This window comes from Candidatus Pantoea rara, from assembly GCF_051136265.1.
GTDB lineage: Bacteria > Pseudomonadota > Gammaproteobacteria > Enterobacterales > Enterobacteriaceae > Pantoea > Pantoea rara.
In genome coordinates this window covers 1,922,578-1,941,031 of the sequence record NZ_CP194942.1, presented here as the reverse complement: position 1 = coordinate 1,941,031, position 18,454 = coordinate 1,922,578, and the positions used below count along the sequence as shown (strand labels likewise).

General features: G+C 54.4%; 19 protein-coding genes and 1 pseudogene. 11 read left to right on the top strand and 9 right to left on the bottom strand.

The annotated features are described in order from the left end of the window. Positions 1-39: 39 nt before the first annotated feature. Entirely contained in the window at positions 40-1,605 is a 1,566-nt protein-coding gene (gene tyrR / locus ACR8BF_RS09130; protein ID WP_179895668.1) for a transcriptional regulator TyrR, read from the bottom strand. 228 nt (positions 1,606-1,833) lie between these two features. Between tyrR and ACR8BF_RS09125 the strand changes: the two genes are divergently transcribed. Genes ACR8BF_RS09125 through ACR8BF_RS09115 form a run of 3 tightly spaced genes read left to right on the top strand, consistent with a single transcriptional unit; the run spans position 1,834 to position 4,608 of the window. After that, a complete protein-coding gene (locus ACR8BF_RS09125) occupies positions 1,834-2,190 on the top strand; it encodes a GtrA family protein (protein ID WP_179895667.1) in 357 nt (118 codons plus the stop codon). Beyond that, positions 2,190-3,140, top strand: a complete 951-nt coding sequence (locus tag ACR8BF_RS09120; protein WP_434745893.1) for a glycosyltransferase family 2 protein — start codon at positions 2,190-2,192, stop codon at positions 3,138-3,140. The genes ACR8BF_RS09125 and ACR8BF_RS09120 overlap by 1 nt, the downstream gene beginning before the upstream one ends. A 46-nt stretch (positions 3,141-3,186) precedes the next feature. Beyond that, positions 3,187-4,608 (top strand): hypothetical protein, encoded by a 1,422-nt coding sequence (locus tag ACR8BF_RS09115; protein ID WP_434745892.1) that lies wholly within the window; start codon positions 3,187-3,189, stop codon positions 4,606-4,608. A gap of 43 nt (positions 4,609-4,651) precedes the next feature. Here the strand turns inward: ACR8BF_RS09115 and ACR8BF_RS09110 are convergent, their stop codons facing one another. From ACR8BF_RS09110 to pspA, 6 genes are read right to left on the bottom strand one after another with little or no spacing between them, the layout of a single operon-like run. Beyond that, positions 4,652-5,713, bottom strand: a complete 1,062-nt coding sequence (locus tag ACR8BF_RS09110) for a YcjF family protein (RefSeq protein ID WP_003853794.1) — start codon at positions 5,711-5,713, stop codon at positions 4,652-4,654. After that, positions 5,710-7,107 carry a YcjX family protein gene (locus ACR8BF_RS09105; protein WP_292992377.1) on the bottom strand — a complete coding sequence of 466 codons (1,398 nt, stop codon included), beginning with the start codon at positions 7,105-7,107 and terminating at the stop codon, positions 5,710-5,712. Before ACR8BF_RS09105 ends, ACR8BF_RS09110 begins: the two co-directional genes overlap by 4 nt. Continuing rightward, complete coding sequence (pspD, locus tag ACR8BF_RS09100) at positions 7,088-7,336, bottom strand: phage shock protein PspD (protein WP_292992376.1); 249 nt, start codon at positions 7,334-7,336, stop codon at positions 7,088-7,090. Before pspD ends, ACR8BF_RS09105 begins: the two co-directional genes overlap by 20 nt. Before the next feature lie 54 nt (positions 7,337-7,390). Continuing rightward, on the bottom strand, positions 7,391-7,741 hold the full coding sequence (gene pspC, locus ACR8BF_RS09095) for an envelope stress response membrane protein PspC (protein WP_179895662.1): 351 nt from the start codon (positions 7,739-7,741) through the stop codon (positions 7,391-7,393). Then, positions 7,738-7,965 (bottom strand): envelope stress response membrane protein PspB, encoded by a 228-nt coding sequence (pspB, locus tag ACR8BF_RS09090; RefSeq protein WP_003853799.1) that lies wholly within the window; start codon positions 7,963-7,965, stop codon positions 7,738-7,740. Before pspB ends, pspC begins: the two co-directional genes overlap by 4 nt. A 35-nt stretch (positions 7,966-8,000) precedes the next feature. Beyond that, on the bottom strand, positions 8,001-8,666 hold the full coding sequence (gene pspA / locus ACR8BF_RS09085; RefSeq protein ID WP_008925259.1) for a phage shock protein PspA: 666 nt from the start codon (positions 8,664-8,666) through the stop codon (positions 8,001-8,003). A gap of 164 nt (positions 8,667-8,830) precedes the next feature. Here pspA and pspF point away from each other — a divergent pair, with 164 nt between their 5' ends. Continuing rightward, positions 8,831-9,832, top strand: a complete 1,002-nt coding sequence (pspF, locus tag ACR8BF_RS09080; RefSeq protein ID WP_313699360.1) for a phage shock protein operon transcriptional activator — start codon at positions 8,831-8,833, stop codon at positions 9,830-9,832. A 106-nt stretch (positions 9,833-9,938) separates the two neighbouring features. On the opposite strand, the gene ACR8BF_RS09075 is transcribed toward pspF, so the two are convergent. Next, complete coding sequence (locus ACR8BF_RS09075) at positions 9,939-11,174, bottom strand: MFS transporter (RefSeq protein WP_434745891.1); 1,236 nt, start codon at positions 11,172-11,174, stop codon at positions 9,939-9,941. Between the two features lie 413 nt (positions 11,175-11,587). On the opposite strand from ACR8BF_RS09075, the gene sapA reads away from it, so the two are divergent. The 4 genes from sapA (at position 11,588) to ACR8BF_RS09055 (ending at position 15,435) form a co-directional block, all read left to right on the top strand. Then, positions 11,588-13,210: an ABC transporter substrate-binding protein SapA gene (gene sapA, locus ACR8BF_RS09070; protein WP_434745890.1), complete on the top strand. Its 1,623-nt coding sequence runs from the start codon at positions 11,588-11,590 to the stop codon at positions 13,208-13,210. Then, positions 13,211-14,176, top strand: a complete 966-nt coding sequence (sapB, locus tag ACR8BF_RS09065; RefSeq protein ID WP_434745889.1) for a putrescine export ABC transporter permease SapB — start codon at positions 13,211-13,213, stop codon at positions 14,174-14,176. A gap of 156 nt (positions 14,177-14,332) precedes the next feature. Next, positions 14,333-14,539, top strand: a complete 207-nt coding sequence (locus ACR8BF_RS09060; RefSeq protein ID WP_179895657.1) for a hypothetical protein — start codon at positions 14,333-14,335, stop codon at positions 14,537-14,539. A 692-nt stretch (positions 14,540-15,231) separates the two neighbouring features. Continuing rightward, positions 15,232-15,435, top strand: coding sequence for a hypothetical protein (locus ACR8BF_RS09055; protein WP_179895656.1), 204 nt, complete (start codon positions 15,232-15,234; stop codon positions 15,433-15,435). Positions 15,436-15,507: 72 nt separating this feature from the next. On the opposite strand, the pseudogene ACR8BF_RS09050 reads toward ACR8BF_RS09055, so the two are convergent. After that, positions 15,508-15,651: pseudogene (locus ACR8BF_RS09050) on the bottom strand (hypothetical protein); the annotation flags it as partial. An 80-nt stretch (positions 15,652-15,731) separates the two neighbouring features. Between ACR8BF_RS09050 and sapC the strand changes: the two are divergent. The 3 genes from sapC to sapF are packed head-to-tail and all read left to right on the top strand — an operon-like array spanning position 15,732 to position 18,423. Then, positions 15,732-16,622, top strand: coding sequence for a putrescine export ABC transporter permease SapC (gene sapC / locus ACR8BF_RS09045; protein ID WP_313699351.1), 891 nt, complete (start codon positions 15,732-15,734; stop codon positions 16,620-16,622). After that, complete coding sequence (gene sapD / locus ACR8BF_RS09040) at positions 16,623-17,618, top strand: putrescine export ABC transporter ATP-binding protein SapD (protein ID WP_314984021.1); 996 nt, start codon at positions 16,623-16,625, stop codon at positions 17,616-17,618. It begins immediately after the preceding gene. Position 17,619: 1 nt separating this feature from the next. Beyond that, on the top strand, positions 17,620-18,423 hold the full coding sequence (gene sapF / locus ACR8BF_RS09035; RefSeq protein ID WP_179895653.1) for a putrescine export ABC transporter ATP-binding protein SapF: 804 nt from the start codon (positions 17,620-17,622) through the stop codon (positions 18,421-18,423). Positions 18,424-18,454: the final 31 nt, after the last annotated feature.

The window sequence follows — 18,454 nt, the reverse complement described above, 5'->3', positions numbered from 1 at the left end:
GATAACCCGGTTATCCGCTTATCACCTTCTCTTTGCCGCTTATTCGCTTTCGTTGCGCTTCTGCCCCAGACCATATTCCCGCAACTTATTGGCTATCGCGGTGTGTGAGACGCCCAGCCGTTTTGCCAGCTTTCGGGTGCTGGGATAAGAGAGATAAAGCCGCGTCAGAATTGAGCGTTCGAACCGGCTGGTGATCTGATCCAGCGTTCCTTCCAGCGCCTCATCCCCCAGTGACACATCCAGCGCCTGTTCGGGCAACACGATGTCCTGCGGACGCAGTTCGTAACCTTCCAGCTGAGTTAATGCGCGATAAAGGGAATTTTTTAGCTGACGCACATTGCCAGGCCAGGCATAGCGGGTCAGAAACGCATTGAGCTGTGATGAGAGGCGCGGACGCGCCATACCCTGCTCATCCGCAAAGCGGGCCACAAACATTTCGGTCAGCGGCAGAATGTCCTGTGGGCGATCGCGCAGAGGCGGCAGTTGCAGCGTCAGCACATTAAGGCGGTAGAAGAGATCTTCGCGGAACTCCCCGCGCTGCACCAGTTCAATCAGGTTCTTTTGCGTGGCGCAGATCACCCGCACATCGACATGCACTTCATGCTCTTCGCCAACGCGGCGGAAGGTGCCATCGTTGAGAAAACGCAGCAGTTTGGTCTGCATTCTCGGCGACATCTCGCCAATCTCATCCAGCAGGACCGAGCCGCCATTCGCCTGCTCAAAAAAGCCTTTCTTGCCTTCCAGCGCATTGGGATAGGCACCCGCGGCATGTCCAAACAGCTCGCTTTCCGCAACGTCGTCAGGCAGAGAGGCACAATTCAGCGCCAGGAAAGGATTTTTTCCACGCGCACTGCGCAGATGACAGGCGCGTGCCAGCATATCTTTTCCGGTGCCGGTATCGCCAACAATCAGCAACGGCGCATCGAGCATCGCCAGTTTGCGCGCCTGATCGACCACCTGACGCATCTTCGGCGTGACGGCAATAATATGATCAAACTCCGATTCGTCGGTGACCACCAGATTCTGTAACTGACGGCCCATACGAGCGGTTGATTTCAGCATCACCATCGCGCCTACCGGCCTGTCATTCTGTCCCTCTTCGCCCGGCAGATAGATAGGACGCGCTTCCATCAGGAAATCACGCCCTTCAATGACGACATGCTGCGCCTGCGCCTCAACCCGATCGCTTTCCAGCCAGCGCATAAAGTTAAAGCCGTTGATGAGGTTACCGGCGCTGAAGTTACGCATCTTCTCTTCATCAAGATTAAACAGGTTTTGTGCTGCCGGATTAGCCAGTTCCACCTTGCTTTTCAGATCGACCGAGAAGACCGGATCCGGCATTGCCACCAGCAATGCACTCAGTGCGCGATGCTCCCGTTCAGAAGGCATGTACGGGACCGTGCGCACATCTGTTACGCCTGGTGTACGGCGGATTTCCGCCATCAGATTGCTGAAAGCGTCGAATTCCAGTGCAGAGAAGTTCAGGTAGATGCGGCCCAGCGCCGTGATTTCTATACCGCGTAAATCAATGTTGCGTGCCACCAGCAGATCGAGCAGTTCACGCGTCAGGCCAATACGGTCCTGACAGAACACTTCCAGACGCATTGCGTTCGCCTTAATCAGGTTCAGATAAAATAATATTACGCTAAGTCGCAGGCCGGTAGAAAGGGATCTGTCAGGAAAAGTTGACAGCTCAGACGCGTATGGCGGAGTTTTGTACTTCCTGCTGAATTCAAAGATCGATCGCTGATTGTCAGCCTTTGTCAGTACCAGACTGTTGATTGCTGGCTGATTGCTGTATATTTTTTCCAACTGATTAGAATTGATTATAATATGCTGACTTTCTTCGCAAAATATCTGACTGTGGGCCTGGTGAATACGTTGATCCACTGGGTGACCTTTTTTATTTGCCTCAGCCTGGGATTGTTCCAGTCGACTGCTAATCTGATTGCTTTTTGCCTGGCCGTCACCTTCTCTTTCTTTGTTAATGCGCGCTGGACCTTTAAACAGCAGGCGACCGCCTGGCGTTATATTCTTTACGTCGTTTTTATGGGCGCGATGGCATTCAGCGTAGGTTATCTGGCCGATTGGTACGGCCTTTATCCCCTTGTTACGTTGATTGCATCATCGGCTATCAGTCTGGCGTGCGGCTTTCTTTTTTCCCGCTTTATCGTATTCAAAGGAGAATAATGAAAATCTCTCTGGTGGTACCGGTATTCAATGAAGAGGAGGCCATCCCTCTTTTTTATGATGCGGTCAGAAAAGATGAAACGCTGGCCGCCTTGCAGGTTGAAATCGTATTTATTGATGATGGCAGCACAGACGCAACGCATGCGCTGATTACGCAACTCAGCCAGCGCGATCCGTTGGTGCACAGCCTGTCGTTTATTCGAAATTTCGGCAAAGAACCGGCGCTGTTTGCCGGGCTGGAAGCCGCAACCGGTGATGCCGTTATCCCGATAGATGTGGATTTGCAGGATCCAATTGCGATTATTCCCGAGATGATTCGAAAGTGGCAGGCAGGGGCTGATATTGTTTTAGCCAAACGGATTGATCGCAGTGCCGATGGCCACCTCAAACGCAAAACAGCCCGCTGGTTTTACAAACTGCACAACAGTATTAGTCATCCTCAGATAGAAGAAAACGTCGGTGATTTCCGGCTGATGTCGCGTGAAACGGTTGAGAATATTAAGCTGTTGCCTGAGAAGAATCTCTTTATGAAGGGCATTCTGAGCTGGGTCGGCGGACAGACTGATATCGTGGAGTATGTGCGAACTGAGCGAATCGCAGGCCGCAGCAAATTCGGCGGCTGGAAGCTGTGGAACCTTGCGCTGGAGGGACTTACTTCCTTCTCGACCGTTCCGCTGCGCATCTGGTCCTATCTGGGCTTTCTTGTTGCCTCGCTGGCCTTCCTGTATGGACTCTGGATGATCGTGGATAAACTGCTGTTCGGTAACCCGGTGCCTGGCTACCCCTCTATTCTGGTTTCCGTACTGTTCCTCGGGGGGGTTCAGCTGATTGGCATTGGGGTGCTGGGTGAATATATTGGCCGCATCTATATGGAAACTAAAAACCGGCCTCGCTATATTTTGCGGAAATCCGCGCCAGCAAAAATACACTCACCTCAGAACACCGAATAAACTGCCCATTCAGGAGCAGGAAAAAGAGTCAGATTAAAAAGGATGAATGATGATTGCCACTGATACCGGCTTATCCCACCGTAAGGTTTTTTTGCTTTTTGCGATCGTTTTTCTGATTGCTTACAGCCCCGCGTATTTAACCCAGTATGCCTACACCGATGACTGGACAAATCTCTACTGGGCTAACACTGATAAGCTCAGTATTTTAAACTGGGACACGTTATCCGGCAGGCCGGTGTATGGCATTATTCAGTACAGCGCCTCTTTTCTGGTGGAGAGTGTAGAGCGGCTGGCGCTGTTACGATCTGTCGCGATTGTTCTGCTCATTTTTACCGGATATTACCTTTATAGCCTGTGTCAGAAAAATGCACTGCTGGAGAATCAGGCTCAGCGGATAACCTTTGCGTTATTGCTTTGTCTGCTGCCTTCATTCCAGGTATATGTTGCATGGGCATCCTGTTTCCCCTACATCGCTGCCATTTTACTGGCGGGTGCCAGCTACCGTCTTTCGATTAAACCGGGAATCGCCTGCCGCCTGTTCGCGTTCAGCCTCCTGACCATCGCTTTCTGTCTCTATCAACCGGCCGCAATGAGTTTTACCTTCTTTGCCGCACTGGACCTGTGCTTTTCAGAACGAAAAATTGATAAGAAACGGGCGCTGATCTCTTTAATGGTCCTTGCCGCAGGCATGTTTGCCGCGCTGATAGCTTCAAAAGTTCTGCCGGTCCAGCTCTATGGCCATACGCTGCCACGTTCGGCCTTCAGCTACGACATCCCGATTAAGCTGAAATGGTTTTTCACCGAATACCTGAAGAACGTTATTTGTAACTTTGATCTCGGCGCAAAAACGGTGTCGGTGATCATCTCAGCAATCATTATTGGTTTTGGACTGAAGAAAATTAAAGCTGCGGGCAACGACAAATTTTATCTGATGTTCGTCTTACTGCTGATTGCCGCACTACCCAATCTGATTGTCAGTGAAAGCATGGCGGCCTACCGCACTTTAATCGCCGGTGCGCTAATTACCTCCAGCGCATTTATCCTTGGCCTGTTTGAAATCAGCAAAAAGTTAAGATGGAAAAATGCTTTTTATGCACTGCTGGTCACAGCGGCGGCCTCGCTGGCCATCAGTCACCTGATTAACGGTTACTCTGTCCCGGCTCGCAAAGAATTTGCCCTGCTCGATCAGGCGATCACCCAGCAGGTACCGAAAGATTTCCGGGGTGCGCTCTATTATCGTCTGACCGGTGAGTATTTACCGAAGGTCGCGACGTTACGAAAATATGATGATTTCGGCGGGCTGGGCCTGAGCATGTCATGGACATTTGCCGGGATGGCGCATTTCATCAGGGAGAGAAATAGAATGGCCTTTACGCTACCGGCAGATCCGGTGATCACCGATGAGGCGACCTGTCCGGGTGAGTGCCTGACTATCGATTCGCGGCAGGTGCTTCGCCAGCCACACTGATTAATAAAGGCGGCCTGGCCGCCTTTATTGTGTCACGTGAACATCAGGCTGACTTATTGCCGCCCTTCTGTAACGCCTCTTTCAACTGGCCCAGCAGTTCACGTCGGAAATCGCCGAGTCGTGGTTTGTCCTGCTCCAGCCAGGGGAGTGGACGACAAAGCTCCATCGCTTTAATGCCCAGTCTTGCGGTCAGCAATCCTGCCCCAATGCCTTGCGCGGCTCTTGTAGAAAGCCGGGCGGCGATATCCTGCGACATCCAGTCCATGCCCACTTCCCGTACCAGTTCCGAAGCACCGGCAAAAGCCATATTGAGCAGCACCAGGCGGAACAGCCGGATACGGCTGAAGTAGCCCAGCTCAATGCCGTATATCGCCGCAATGCGATTGACCAGCCGCAGATTACGCCAGGCGATAAACGCCATATCCACCAGCGCCAGCGGACTGACCGCAATCATCAGTGTCGCTTCCGCAGCATGGCGGCTGATTTCGCGCCGCGCCTGCCGATCCAGTACCGGCTGCACCAGTTGCGCATATAAGCGTACAATTTCACTGTCATTGTGGGTTTCATGCAGGGAGGCATGCCAGCGCTGCAGAGCCGGATGCGCCTGATCAAGCTCCGCCTGCTGTGCCAGTTTTTCGCAGAATGCCCGACCTTTGCCGATGCCATGACTGTGCAATAGCTCCCGGCCCACATCCCGCTCTTCGGCACGCTGACGCAGTTGATAAAGCCGACGCCACTCAGTAGTCAGCGCGCCGACACCTGCCAGCACGATCAGCCCACCTGCCACACCGCTGCCCAGGGAAAACCAGTCGCGGGCCAGCCAGGCGTCATGTGTCCACTGCACACCCTGCGCAATCACGCTGACGCCAAACAGCAGCGCACCAGCCGTCACCATTTTGCGCCACAGACTGCGCTTAGGTTTCAGCGCGGCTTCCACCGCCCGTTCACCGGCACCCTCCTCTTCGACAGCGACATCTTCATCCTGCACCGCCAGAAAAGCAGCCTGCGCGTCCGCTTCAAAGGTCTGCGCCGGGCGCAACGGCGTGGTGGTGCTCTCATCCAGCGGGCGGGCAAAATCGATACGCGGCTTCAGTGGATCACTCATCGCAATTTATCTCCCAATAGAAATTCCAGCGCGGCATCCATGCGGATATGCGGCAGCGGGCGATCGACATCGAGCTGCTGCGGCCGGAACTGTTCAAACTGAAAACCCTGCTGTTGCCAGAAAGCGTTACCGGGCAGGCGCGGCGGGACTTCGCCCGGATAGACGGTGAGCGGTTCGCCATCATCCAGCCGGTGACCGCGCAGGGCCGGGATCTTTTCGCCACGGTGATCGACCAGGCCGCTCTGCGTGGCCTGCACCGATGCCAGCCCGATGCAATCCATACTAATTCCCTCAAACGCGGCGTTCTGCCAGGCATCCTGCACCAGTTGCTGCAACAGCGAGACCATGTTGCCGTGCTGATCGCTGGTGATGTGATCCGCTTTGGTCGCGGCAAAGAGTAATTTGTCGATCACCGGTGAGAAGAGCCGGCGAAACAGGGTGCGCTGACCGTAATGAAAACTCTGCATGAGTTGCGTCAGTGCCAGTCGCATATCGTTAAACGCCTGGGGTCCGCTGTTCAGCGGTTGCAGGCAGTCAACCAGCACAATCTGGCGATCAAAACGCAGGAAATGATTTTTATAAAAGCCTTTCACCACATGCTGGCAGTAGTAGCTGTACCGCTGTTGCAGCATGCTGAAGTTACTCCCCTTGTCCGCCTGCGCCAGCTTAGTGCGTTGCGCCTCATCAGCCGTTGGCCAGGGGAAGAACTGCAGCGCGGGCGCGCCAGCCATATCGCCAGGCAGCACGAAGCGGCCGGGCTGAATAAAGTGCAGGCCTTCAGATTTACAGCGGTGCAGATAGTCGGTCCAGGCCGCTGCAATCTCTGCCAGTTGCGTTTCATCGGCGGGGGCAAGCGGGTCGAGTTTTTCGCAGAGGGCGCGCCAGGGTTTTGCCCACTCAGCACGATCGCCCTGCAGCAGACCGTTCATCTGCCGTGACCAGTCGAGGTAATCCTGCGCCAGCATCGGCAGATCCAGCAGCCACTCTCCGGGATAGTCGACAATCTCCAGATAGAGCGTTGCGGTCTCTTTCAGGTGGCGCAATAGCGAATCATTGGGACGGTAACGCAGCGCCAGGCGCATTTCACTAACGCCACGGGTTGGCGTCGGCCAGGCGGGCGGCGTGCTGTAGAGCTGGGCCAGACCTTCGTCGTAGGTAAAACGCGCGGTGCCCATATCACGCTGGGGCACCCGTTTAACGCCTAACAACCGCTCATCCCGCACAACGGAAAACAGCGGCAAACGCGCGCCGCTGTGAACCGTTAAAAGCTGATTAACCAGTGAGGTAATAAAGGCGGTTTTACCGCTGCGGCTTAATCCGGTAACTGCCAGCCGCAGGTGGCGATCAACGCCACGGTTCATCAACGCCATTAATTCAGTTTGCAGTCTTTTCATCGTTCTCCCTGATGAAGCGCGATGCCACCCGGTTCATCACGCGTTTCAGCAATGGCTCAAGGGCCACAGCCAGCAGCATGCGCAACGGGCGTCGCGCTACCGATTTTACCGCCCAGCCAGTAACGCCGGCGGGGCCGTAGGTAACCGCATTGATAATGATGAATTTAGCCGCCGACTTCAATGCAGGTGCCGCGCGGTGACGAAAAGCAGTGGATCGCGAAAAAGACATCAACACCTCCATTGAGAGAGCGGACGGGCCTTAAACGGCCCGTTAATAAAATGATCAAATCTGGCGAAAGCGGCTTCGCACGCTGAAGGTTTCAGACGTCACATAGCGTTCCACGTCGCGCACGCTGCGCTCATCCCGCTGCAAGGCGCTCTCCAGCTGGTCCAGCAATTCGCTGGCGCTGGGCTGGCGTTCACCTTCAAAAGCAGTGGCGGGTTTCACATCCAGCACAAAACCCAGTACGAAATAGGCGATCACCGTAAACACAAACAGGCCAAAGAACAGCGATAACACCACGATGACCCGCAGCAGACGGACCGGAATGTCGAGATATTCTGCCAGGCCCGCACAGACGCCCATCAACTTTCCTTCGTCAGGCTTGCGCCACAACTTACGGCCTTTCATCATGGCTGCCTCCAGTTAGGATGTTCGGCATCCAGAATGGCTTCCAGCGCGTCGATGCGTTCGCGCATCCGCTGCGCATCCTGCGTGACGCGCTGCAGGCGCTGGATTTCGCTTTGCGACAGTTCCGAACCGCCGTTGCGTTTGTTGTTGTAATGCAGCCATAACCAAATCGGTGCGACAAAAAGCACGAAGATCGTTAAGGGTATGGCGAGAAAAAGTGCGCTCATTGACTCTCCTTAATCACTTATTGCAACGTCAATAATTACTCACTGCGGTTCATTTTGGCTTTCAGCGCGTTGAGCTGCTGGCTGATTTCATCATCCGCTTTCAGGTCAGTAAACTGCTGATCCAGCGTTTTAGGTTTACCAAAACCGTGGCTCTCTGCTTCCGCTTCCATATGGTCGATGCGACGCTCGAAAGATTCGAACCGTGCCATCGCTTCATCGATTTTACCGCTATCCAGCTGACGACGAACATCGCGTGATGAAGAAGCCGCCTGATGACGCAGGGTTAACGCCTGCTGACGGGCACGTGTTTCGGTCAGTTTTTTCTCCAGCTCGCTGATTTCGCCTTTCATGCGTTCCAGCGTCTCTTCAACCTGGCCCACTTCCTGTTTCAGAGAAGCAATCAGGTCGGTGAGTTTCTGTTTTTCAATCAGCGCGGAACGCGCCAGATCATCTTTATCTTTGCGCAGCGCCAGCTCGGCTTTTTCCTGCCATTCGGCCTGCTGGATTTCCGCCTGCTCAATACGGCGTGACAGCTGTTTCTTTTCAGCCAGCGCCCGCGCAGAGGTCGAACGCACTTCTACTAACGTGTCTTCCATTTCCTGAATCATCAGGCGGACCAGTTTCTGCGGATCTTCGGCACGCTCCAGCAGGGAGTTAATGTTGGCATTTACGATGTCAGCGAAACGAGAAAAAATACCCATAATGATGTTCCTCTTTTAATGTTTTAAAACGTGTTGCCCTGCTGAGCTAATACAAGATGCATGCCAATTTTACATCACTATGATTTTTAAGGTTTTTTAAATTTTACAGCTTTCAACGCTTATTTTAAGATAGCGAAAATGATTAAGGGGTGGCGAAATTCATCATGACAAACACTAACGATAATCTTCTGGGTGAATCGAACAATTTTCTTGAGGTACTTGAGCAGGTTTCTAAGCTGGCTCCCCTGGAAAAACCGGTTCTGGTGATTGGCGAGCGCGGAACAGGTAAAGAGCTGATCGCCAGCCGTCTGCACTATCTCTCTGACCGCTGGCAGGGACCGTTTATCTCGCTGAACTGTGCCGCGCTGAATGAGAATTTACTCGACTCTGAGCTGTTCGGTCATGAGGCGGGCGCCTTTACCGGTGCACAGAAGCGACATCTCGGACGGTTCGAACGTGCTGACGGCGGCACGCTGTTTCTGGATGAGCTGGCAACCGCGCCGATGCTGGTCCAGGAAAAACTGCTCAGAGTCATTGAATATGGGCAACTGGAGCGCGTCGGCGGCAATCACTCCCTGCAGGTCAACGTGCGGCTGGTCTGCGCCACCAACGAAGATCTGCCTGCGCTGGCAGCCGAGGGGAAATTCCGCGCCGACCTGCTGGATCGTCTGGCCTTCGATGTGGTGCAGTTACCGCCCCTGCGCGAACGCCGCAGCGATATTCTGGTGATGGCCGAGCACTTTGCTATCCAGATGTGTCGCGAACTTGGACTGTTACTCTTTCCCGGCTTTACCGACCGCGCGCAGCAGGCCCTGCTCGATTACCACTGGCCAGGCAATGTCCGCGAGCTGAAAAACGTGGTGGAGCGCTCGGTCTATCGTCATAACAGCAGCGAGCAGCAGCTGGATAACGTCATTATTAATCCGTTTGCTTCACGCCCTGAACCGGTTGCTGTCATTCGTGCCAGTCAGAATGCGGATAATAGCGGCCTGCCTGCACTGCCGTTGGATCTGCGTCAATGGCAGAATCAGCAGGAGCGGGATCTGGTGGAAGCCAGCCTGCAACAGGCACGTTATAACCAACGCCGCGCTGCCGGGTTGTTAGGTGTTACCTATCATCAGTTGCGCGCGATGATGAAGAAACACGATATAAAAGCGGAAAACTGAACACGTCCATCATGACGATATTTTCTGTATGTCATGAAATCTGATTAATCGATGTTGAAACAGTCCGGTCTGTTCCGGGCTGCTTTCGCAGTAAGAAAAACAGCCGTCAGGTGTTGTGCGGCTTAATTCCCATTCTTTCAGGTTGCCTGATGTCCGGAACTAATCCGATGCCAGCGGTAACAATGACCACAGCCAGTGCTGACATCAGCAAAACATTGGCTGTGCCATATTGTGCCGCCAGCGGCCCCGCAACCAGTTGACCAAAGGGAATGGAGATAAAGGAACCCATCGCATCATACGCATACACGCGAGCCAGCTTATCCGCTGGGATGTGAGTCTGTAATGACTGCGCCCAGGTTACGCCAAACAGACCTAATGAAACACCCGCAATAAAGAACCCGGCTATCAGCCATGCTGCTGACGCATTCTGGCTCAGCATAAATATCGGGAGTGCGCACAGACCTGCCAGCATAGCGCCAATCAGAAGGTCACGACGCGGATGCCATTTCATCGCCAGAAATAATCCAGCAATTAACCCCGCGCTATGGGCGGCCACAATCATCCCCCATTGCGCCCGCCCGAAAGAGGCGTCGGCAATCATCGGGCCATAGACCTCTACAATGCCATTCAAAGCGACGTTGATAATGGCGAACTGAAGGACTATCGACCAAATCCAGCTTCGGCCAGCAAACTCTGCCCAGCCTTCTTTGATATCGCGCAGGATGTTGCCTTGCGTCGTCCCGGCATTTTTCGGGCTCACACGCATCAGGAAATAAAGCGGCGCGGAAACCGCAAAGCCCAGCGCATCAATCGCCAGCCCCCAGCCCGGCCCGACAGCGCTGGTGATCACACCGCCCAGCGACGCCCCCATCACCGTGCCCCCATAAATACCGAGCTGAATGAAAGCATTAGCCTGCCGCAGGTGATTTGCAGGCACAACCTGCGGAACCAGTGCGGATGAAGCAGGCAGTGCGATGCCCGCTGCCGCGCCATTCAGCGCACCCAGCAAGGTGAGGCTTATTACAGTGGCTGAACCCTCCAGCACAGACCACGCCACGAAAGCCTGAGAAACAGCAGCAACCAGCGCGGATACCACTAATACCTGGCTACGTGAGTAGCGGTCGGCAACCACACCGCCCACCAGCAGAAACAGCACGTTGAACAGGGAGCGGGACGCCACCACTATGCCTAAATCAGAGGCAGAGCCCCCCATATCCAGAACGGCAAAGGCCAGCGCAATGGGTGCAATTCCATTGCCCAGTACGGTAAACAGACGCCCGAAAAAGAGATACCGAAAGGATGGATAATGGAAAGCCTGAGCGCTTTTCAGAAATTTAATCATTGTCCGGAATCAGGTGAGCAGAAGTTGTCGTTATAGTAACTGCGTTTTTGTAATAGTTAAGTCCGGTTTTATTGATGTGATGCTTAACAAACCGGGATACCCGCAGAGAAAGCATTGATGGTTTGTCATGCCCAACAAAAAAAGCCCGCCATAAGGCGGGCAACAATACTGGAAGCAATGTGAGCAATGTCGTGCTCTTCTTCGGCAGAGCCGCCGTCGAAGTGCAGAGGAATAATAATCATTCTTATTATCATCTGTAAACCACTTATTGAGAATTTTTCTCATTACCACACCTTCTGTACGCTCTTTTTGCTGCTGCCAGGATGAAAAACAGGCGGGTGGCGGTTGCGAGTTTTGGGACAATGACCGCTTTGCGATACACTCTGTTTAATGCCTCAAAATCGTTGAGTTCTATGTCAAAACTATTATGTTCGCTGTTGCTCAGCCTCAGCGCGTTGAGTGTCCCTGCGTGGTCAGCGCCTGCGGGTGATATCCGACAGACCGGATTTGTCTATTGCGTCAGCGGCACGCTGAACACCTTTAATCCGCAGATGGCCAGCAGCGGGCTGACTATCGATACACTGGCGGCGCAACTTTATGACCGCCTGTTGGATGTCGATCCCTACACCTATCGGTTAAAGCCCGATCTGGCGTCGAGCTGGGAAGTGCGCGACAACGGCGCGACGTATCGCTTTCATCTGCGCAGCGGCGTGCAGTTTCAGCAGACTAATCAGTTCCGCCCTACCCGCACGCTTAACGCTGACGATGTGGTATTCAGCTTCGCAAGGATGTTCGACCGGAATCATCCCTGGCATAACGTGAACGGGGGTAACTATCCTTACTTTGATAGCCTTCAGTTTGCCGATTCGGTTCAGAGCGTGAAAAAGATTGATAGCAGGACGGTTGAGTTCAGGCTGAACAGCCCGGATGCGTCGTTCCTGTGGCACATGGCGACCCACTATGCGCCGGTGCTGTCAAAAGAATATGCCGACCAGCTTACCGCTCAGGGCCGCCAGGAAGAGATGGACCGACAGCCTGTTGGCACCGGTCCTTATCAGCTCAGTGAATATCGCACCGGCCAGTACATTCGCCTGGCGCGCAATCCTCATTACTGGAAAGGTGTGCCGCGTCTGCAGCAGGCGGTCATCGATCTTGGTTCTGGCGGCACCGGTCGATTATCAAAACTGTTAACCGGTGAATGTGACGTACTGGCCTATCCCGCGGCCAGCCAGCTCAGCATCCTGCGTGATGACCCGCGCCTGCGGATGACGCTGCGTCCCGGCATGAACATCGCCTATCTCGCCTTCAATACCCGCAAGCCGCCGCTCGACCGCCCCGAAGTGCGTCACGCGCTGGCGCTGGCGATCAACAATGAGCGGTTGATGGAGTCGATCTATTACGGCACTGCCGAAACGGCCGCCTCAATCTTACCGCGCGCCTCCTGGGCTTATGATAACGATGCGCGCATTACCAGCTACGATCCGGATAAATCGCGGGCCGCGCTGGCAGCATTGGGCATCAGCGATCTGCATCTGCGGCTGGTGGTGCCGGTTGCATCGCAGTCCTGGAATCCCAGCCCGCTAAAAACCGCTGAACTGTTACAGGCGGATCTGGCGCAGGTTGGCGTCCGTCTGACAATTGTGCCGGTTGAGGGCCGTTTTCAGGAGGCGCAGTTGATGGCGATGAATCATGATCTGACACTGACTGGCTGGGCAACTGACAGCAACGATCCGGACAGTTTCTTCCGGCCGCTGCTCAGCTGCGCGGCGATTCGCTCGCAGACCAATTATGCGCACTGGTGTTCTCCGGCCTTTGACGAAACGCTTCAGAATGCCCTGCTATCGCAGCAACTCGCTGGCCGCATCGACAGTTATGATAAAGCGCAGCTGATTCTGGCGCAGGAGTTGCCGGTGCTGCCACTGGCATCCTCACTGCGACTTCAGGCGTTTCGTCATGATATTAAGGGCCTGGTCCTGAGCCCCTTTGGTAACGCCTCGTTTGCCGGAGTTTATCGTGAAGCTGATGAGGGTAAGTAAGTGATTATTTATATTCTGCGGCGCCTGCTGCTGCTGCTCATTACCCTGTTTCTGCTGTCGCTGGTCAGCTTCAGTCTGAGCTACTTTACGCCTAACGCGCCGCTGGAAGGCGCGGCACTCTCGGACGCCTGGTGGTTCTGGTTCAAAGGGATGCTGCAGTTTGATTTCGGCGTCTCCAGCACCAACGGTCAGGAGATTGGCCTGCAGCTGCGGGAGGTGTTCCCGGCCACGATGGAGCTGTGTATTCTGGCGTTTCTGTTCGCGCTGCTGGTCGGCATCCCGCTCGGGATTTGTGCCGGCGTAATGCGCAATAAGTGGCAGGATAAAACCATCAGTGCCCTGGCGTTAATTGGCTTTTCTGCGCCGATTTTCTGGCTGGCGCTGATTCTGACGCTGTTCTTCTCGCTGACACTGGGCTGGCTGCCGGTTTCGGGTCGTCACGACCTGCTCTATCCGGTGCAGAATATTACTGGCTTTGCGCTGATTGACGCCTGGTTGAGTCCTTCACCGTGGCGACATGAAATGATTATCAGCGCCCTGACCCATCTGATTTTACCCGTGCTGGTGCTGGCGATGGCACCGACGACGGAAGTGATTCGCCTGCTGCGCAACAGCACCAGCGACGTGATGGACAAAAACTATGTCAAAGCAGCTGCTACGCGGGGTCTTTCGCGCTTTACCGTTATCTGCCGTCACGTGCTGCATAACGCGCTCCCGCCGGTAATCCCGCGTCTGGGTCTGCAGTTTTCCACCATGATTACGCTGGCGATGATCACGGAAATGGTCTTTAACTGGCCGGGTCTGGGACGCTGGCTAATCAACGCTATTCGTCAGGAAGATTATGCGGCGATCTCAGCCGGTGTAATGGTGATCGGCGGGCTGGTGATTCTGGTGAATGTGATTTCTGACGTGATTGGCGCGGCAATGAATCCGCTGAAACATAAAGAATGGTATGCCCTGCGATAGGGCTTTCCACGTTAATAGAAAGCGATTCAAAACAGACAGAGAGTACTTTAACGGGCTGAAACTGCCTGCTTAACATGCAATTCCCTACACAAAATTTTCTCTGTTGTGACCGGTTTGTGTTTAAATCGTTAAAATTTTATGAGGTTCTGAATATTTATGGACGATGTAGATTTGGCGCAGGCGCGTGAAGAAGCGCATCTAGCAGCTTCTCTGGCCGCTCGTAAGAGCAAACTTCAAAGCCCTAACGGCTTATGCGTCTGGTGCAAAGATGAAGCTGTCGTGGCCGAAACGGCTTTCTGTTCAGCCGAGTGTGACGAGGATTATCACAAGCATCAGCGCGAGAAGAAGCAGCGCATCAGTTAATCGCGCCACGTATTCTGGCGTGTCCGGTGTAAGCAGGCAGTTCATACGAGGAAAGGCGATGAGTCTTAGCAGAGTGTTACTGGTACTGATATTTGCTGCATGTATTGCACTGTTAGTAAAGGCGGGATCAGTGCAGATTACGCATTATCTCGACGGCAGAATCGATGATCAGATTACTAAATGGGCTGATGGCAAATAGGTCATCCCATTCGTTTCAGAGAGCCCGCCATTGAGCGGGCTTTTTTGCGCCAGAGTTACCCGTTGTCTTTATCTATAACCGGCGTCGGGAACCGGGGCCTGAAGAGATCCACCTTCACCTCACCAGGCTGCCGTTTCATTATCGCGCGGTCAATCAGGCAGCGGCGCGTTAACTTTCTTCAGCGCTTTTTCATAGCACCCGCGCAGTTCCTGGATGCAATTAAACGTCGGCCTGCCAGCTGGCTCAGTGAGAGCGCACTGTTTGCCGACAGTTGATCATTCTCCGGCAGTGCGACCACGCATTGCGACTGCTCTGCAAAAGAGAATGTGATGCTGGCCCAGCACGACCCTAAAGCCATCAGTAACCACGCTTTATCAGGATGATAATACTCCACTCGCTGAGAGGTATTCTCAGGCCAGGCTAAGATTCAATAAGAAAGCCTCGGCAAAAAGCACTGAGGTGACGACACGGTTCATCACAAAGAGGACAGAAAATGAAATACGCTGTGATTTTTGAAGATACAGGTGTTGAGGAAGAACATGAGTTTGACACCAAACCGGTGGCCGGAGATCTGGTGACATTAACGCGCGACGGAACAGGCAAAGATTATATCGTGATCATTGAGCCGGATCCGGACCATACCCATGACGATGGGCCTGAAGGACATCCAACAAAAGCCAGGGTCAGGCCAGCGTAGTAAATGATGATCTGCCCGACGCGGATCGTAACCCTCTGTAATCCAGCACCGAAATTGCTGACGCCCTTCCCTTGCCTGCGACAGGGATATCGACGGATAATCCCCTGTAATAGGCTGAACAAGCTTACCCTCCCGGCGAAAACGCCGGGAAAATTGTACACAAACACGTAAATTCACGCGATTCAGAGTTATCGATGACAAAGCAACATCAAGCATGCCAGCGGGGCAAGCACCTGATATGAATGATTTTTATAAAGCAATGTTGCCCGAAGTTAAGCAGAGTAAAGTGAACGCGTATGCCCTCCGATAATATTTACGCCGAAAAGCGCCTGCCCAGTGCGTTTCGTCAGAGCTGGCATCATTTTTATGGCAATCCGATCTCGATGGTCGGCCTGTATGGCTTTGGTGCGTTGCTGCTGCTGTGCCTTTTTGGCGGCCTGATTGCGCCTTATGGTATTGACCAGCAGTTTCTGGGGTATCAACTGCTGCCGCCCTCCTGGTCGCGCTACGGCGATGTCTCATTCTTTCTCGGTACCGACGACCTGGGTCGTGATGTTCTGAGCCGCCTGCTGAGCGGCGCAGGTCCAACGGTGGGTTCAGCAATCCTGGTGACGCTGTTCGCCACGCTGGGTGCGCTGGTGCTGGGCTTGCTGGCGGGCATGACCCATGGCATACGCTCGGCGGTGATGAACCACGTGCTCGACACTCTGCTCTCAATTCCGTCGCTGTTACTGGCAATCATCGTAGTGGCGTTTCTCGGGCCGCGGCTTGAGCATGCGTTACTGGCGGTCTGGCTGGCGCTGATGCCACGCCTGGTGCGCGAGATCTACAGCGCCGTGCACGATGAGCTGGAAAAAGAGTATGTGGTGGCAGCGCGTCTTGATGGCGCACGCGGCCGCAATATTTTGCGCTATGCCATCCTGCCCAATATTCTGCCGTTGCTGATCACCGAGATAACCCGCGCGTTGTCGATGGCGATTCTGGATATTGCCGCTCTCGGCTTCCTTGACCTGGGCGCGCAACTGCCTTCGCCGGAATGGGGAGCAATGCTGGGCGATTCGCTGGAGCTGATCTATGTCGCCCCCTGGACCGTGATGCTGCCCGGTGTGGCGCTGATGGTCAGCGTATTAATTGTTAACCTGCTCGGTGACGGCATCCGTCGCGCCGTCGAAGCGGGAGTGGAATAAATGCCATTACTTGATATCCGTAATCTGACCATTGAATTTATGACCGCTGACGGGCCGGTCAAAGCGGTCGATCGCGTCAATCTGACGCTGGGCGAAGGCGAAATCCGCGGCCTTGTCGGCGAGTCCGGCTCCGGCAAAAGTCTGGTCGCCAGGGCTATCTGCGGCGTGACCAACGATAACTGGCGCGTCACGGCCGATCGCATGGTATTTGATGATGTGGACCTGCTGCGCCTGTCGACGCGCGAGCGCCGCCGCATTATCGGGCATAACGTCTCGATGATTTTCCAGGAGCCGCAATCCTGTCTGGATCCGTCTGAGAGAATTGGTCGTCAGCTGATGCAGGTGATTCCGCGCTGGACTTATAAAGGTCCGTGGCTGAAACGCTTCTGGTTCTGGCGCAAAGCCCGCGCCATCGAACTGCTACATCGCGTCGGCATCAAAGATCACAAAGACATCATGCGCAGCTTCCCCTATGAGCTGACCGAAGGCGAATGTCAGAAAGTGATGATCGCCATTGCGCTGGCAAATCAGCCGCGTCTGTTGATTGCCGATGAGCCGACCAACGCCATGGAACCGACCACCCAGGCGCAGATTTTCCGCCTGCTGAGCCGTCTGAACCAGAACAACAACACCACTATTCTGCTGATCAGTCACGATCTGCGCACCATGAGCCAGTGGGCGGACCGCATCAACGTGATGTACTGCGGTCAGACGGTGGAAACCGCTCAAAGCGAAGATTTAATGAGTACGCCGCATCATCCTTATACGCAGGCGCTGATTCGGGCGATGCCCGATTTTGGTCGCGCGCTGCCGCACAAAAGTCGCCTCAATACCCTGTCAGGCGCGATTCCGTCGCTGGAGAGCCTGCCGATTGGCTGCCGTCTCGGACCACGTTGTCCTTATGCACAGCGCAAATGTATTGAAACGCCTCGCCTCACCGGCAGCAAAACGCATCTCTACGCCTGTCATTTCCCGCTGAATATGGAGGGCCAGTAGCATGGAGACCCTGCTGGAAGTGCGCAACCTGAGTAAAACCTTCCGCTATCGCACGGGCCTGTTCCGTCGCCAGCACGTGGAAGCAGTGAAATCGGTGAGCTTTACCCTGCGTGAGAAACAGACGCTGGCGATTATCGGCGAAAATGGCTCCGGCAAGTCTACACTGGCGAAGATGCTTAGCGGGATGGTCGCGCCCACCGAAGGCGACATTCTGATAGACGATCATCCGCTGACCTTCGGCGATTATGGCTATCGCAGTCAGCGCATCCGCATGATTTTTCAGGATCCCTCCACCTCACTGAATCCGCGTCAGCGCATCAGTCAGATTCTGGAGTTCCCGTTGCGGCTTAACACGGAGCTGAATGCGGAGGAGCGCGAGAAACGGATTATCGCCACCCTGCGTCAGGTGGGCTTGCTGCGCGATCACGCCGGCTATTATCCGCATATGCTGGCACCCGGTCAGAAGCAGCGTCTGGGCCTGGCACGCGCGTTGATCCTGCAGCCCAAAGTGATTGTGGCGGATGAAGCGCTGGCCTCGCTGGATATGACGATGCGGTCCCAGCTGGTGAATCTGATGCTGGAACTGCAGGAGAAGCACGGGATCGCCTACATTTATGTCACCCAGCATCTGGGCATGATGAAGCACATCAGCGATAAAGTGCTGGTGATGCATCAGGGCGAAGTGGTCGAGCGCGGCGGTACGGCGGACGTGCTGGCCTCACCGCTGCACGATCTGACCCGGCGGCTGATTAGCAGCCATTTTGGTGAAGCTTTGAGTGCCGAAGCCTGGCGGCGCGAGCGCTGATTTTTGCTGCATATCGCGGAAATTGCGGGCC

Excerpts from the sequence above, each read along its gene's own strand:
- ACR8BF_RS09060 (WP_179895657.1), top strand. The coding sequence starts at position 14,333 with ATGGACGATGTAGATTTGGCGCAGGCGCGTGAAGAAGCGCATCTAGCA.
- ACR8BF_RS09120 (WP_434745893.1), top strand. The coding sequence starts at position 2,190 with ATGAAAATCTCTCTGGTGGTACCGGTATTCAATGAAGAGGAGGCCATC.
- pspF (WP_313699360.1), top strand. The coding sequence starts at position 8,831 with ATGACAAACACTAACGATAATCTTCTGGGTGAATCGAACAATTTTCTT.
- ACR8BF_RS09075 (WP_434745891.1), bottom strand. The coding sequence starts at position 11,174 with ATGATTAAATTTCTGAAAAGCGCTCAGGCTTTCCATTATCCATCCTTT.
- sapD (WP_314984021.1), top strand. The coding sequence starts at position 16,623 with ATGCCATTACTTGATATCCGTAATCTGACCATTGAATTTATGACCGCT.
- ACR8BF_RS09125 (WP_179895667.1), top strand. The coding sequence starts at position 1,834 with ATGCTGACTTTCTTCGCAAAATATCTGACTGTGGGCCTGGTGAATACG.
- sapA (WP_434745890.1), top strand. The coding sequence starts at position 11,588 with ATGTCAAAACTATTATGTTCGCTGTTGCTCAGCCTCAGCGCGTTGAGT.
- ACR8BF_RS09115 (WP_434745892.1), top strand. The coding sequence starts at position 3,187 with ATGATGATTGCCACTGATACCGGCTTATCCCACCGTAAGGTTTTTTTG.
- sapC (WP_313699351.1), top strand. The coding sequence starts at position 15,732 with ATGCCCTCCGATAATATTTACGCCGAAAAGCGCCTGCCCAGTGCGTTT.
- tyrR (WP_179895668.1), bottom strand. The coding sequence starts at position 1,605 with ATGCGTCTGGAAGTGTTCTGTCAGGACCGTATTGGCCTGACGCGTGAA.
- pspA (WP_008925259.1), bottom strand. The coding sequence starts at position 8,666 with ATGGGTATTTTTTCTCGTTTCGCTGACATCGTAAATGCCAACATTAAC.
- ACR8BF_RS09055 (WP_179895656.1), top strand. The coding sequence starts at position 15,232 with ATGAAATACGCTGTGATTTTTGAAGATACAGGTGTTGAGGAAGAACAT.
- pspB (WP_003853799.1), bottom strand. The coding sequence starts at position 7,965 with ATGAGCGCACTTTTTCTCGCCATACCCTTAACGATCTTCGTGCTTTTT.
- pspC (WP_179895662.1), bottom strand. The coding sequence starts at position 7,741 with ATGATGAAAGGCCGTAAGTTGTGGCGCAAGCCTGACGAAGGAAAGTTG.
- ACR8BF_RS09110 (WP_003853794.1), bottom strand. The coding sequence starts at position 5,713 with ATGAGTGATCCACTGAAGCCGCGTATCGATTTTGCCCGCCCGCTGGAT.
- ACR8BF_RS09105 (WP_292992377.1), bottom strand. The coding sequence starts at position 7,107 with ATGAAAAGACTGCAAACTGAATTAATGGCGTTGATGAACCGTGGCGTT.
- pspD (WP_292992376.1), bottom strand. The coding sequence starts at position 7,336 with ATGTCTTTTTCGCGATCCACTGCTTTTCGTCACCGCGCGGCACCTGCA.
- sapF (WP_179895653.1), top strand. The coding sequence starts at position 17,620 with ATGGAGACCCTGCTGGAAGTGCGCAACCTGAGTAAAACCTTCCGCTAT.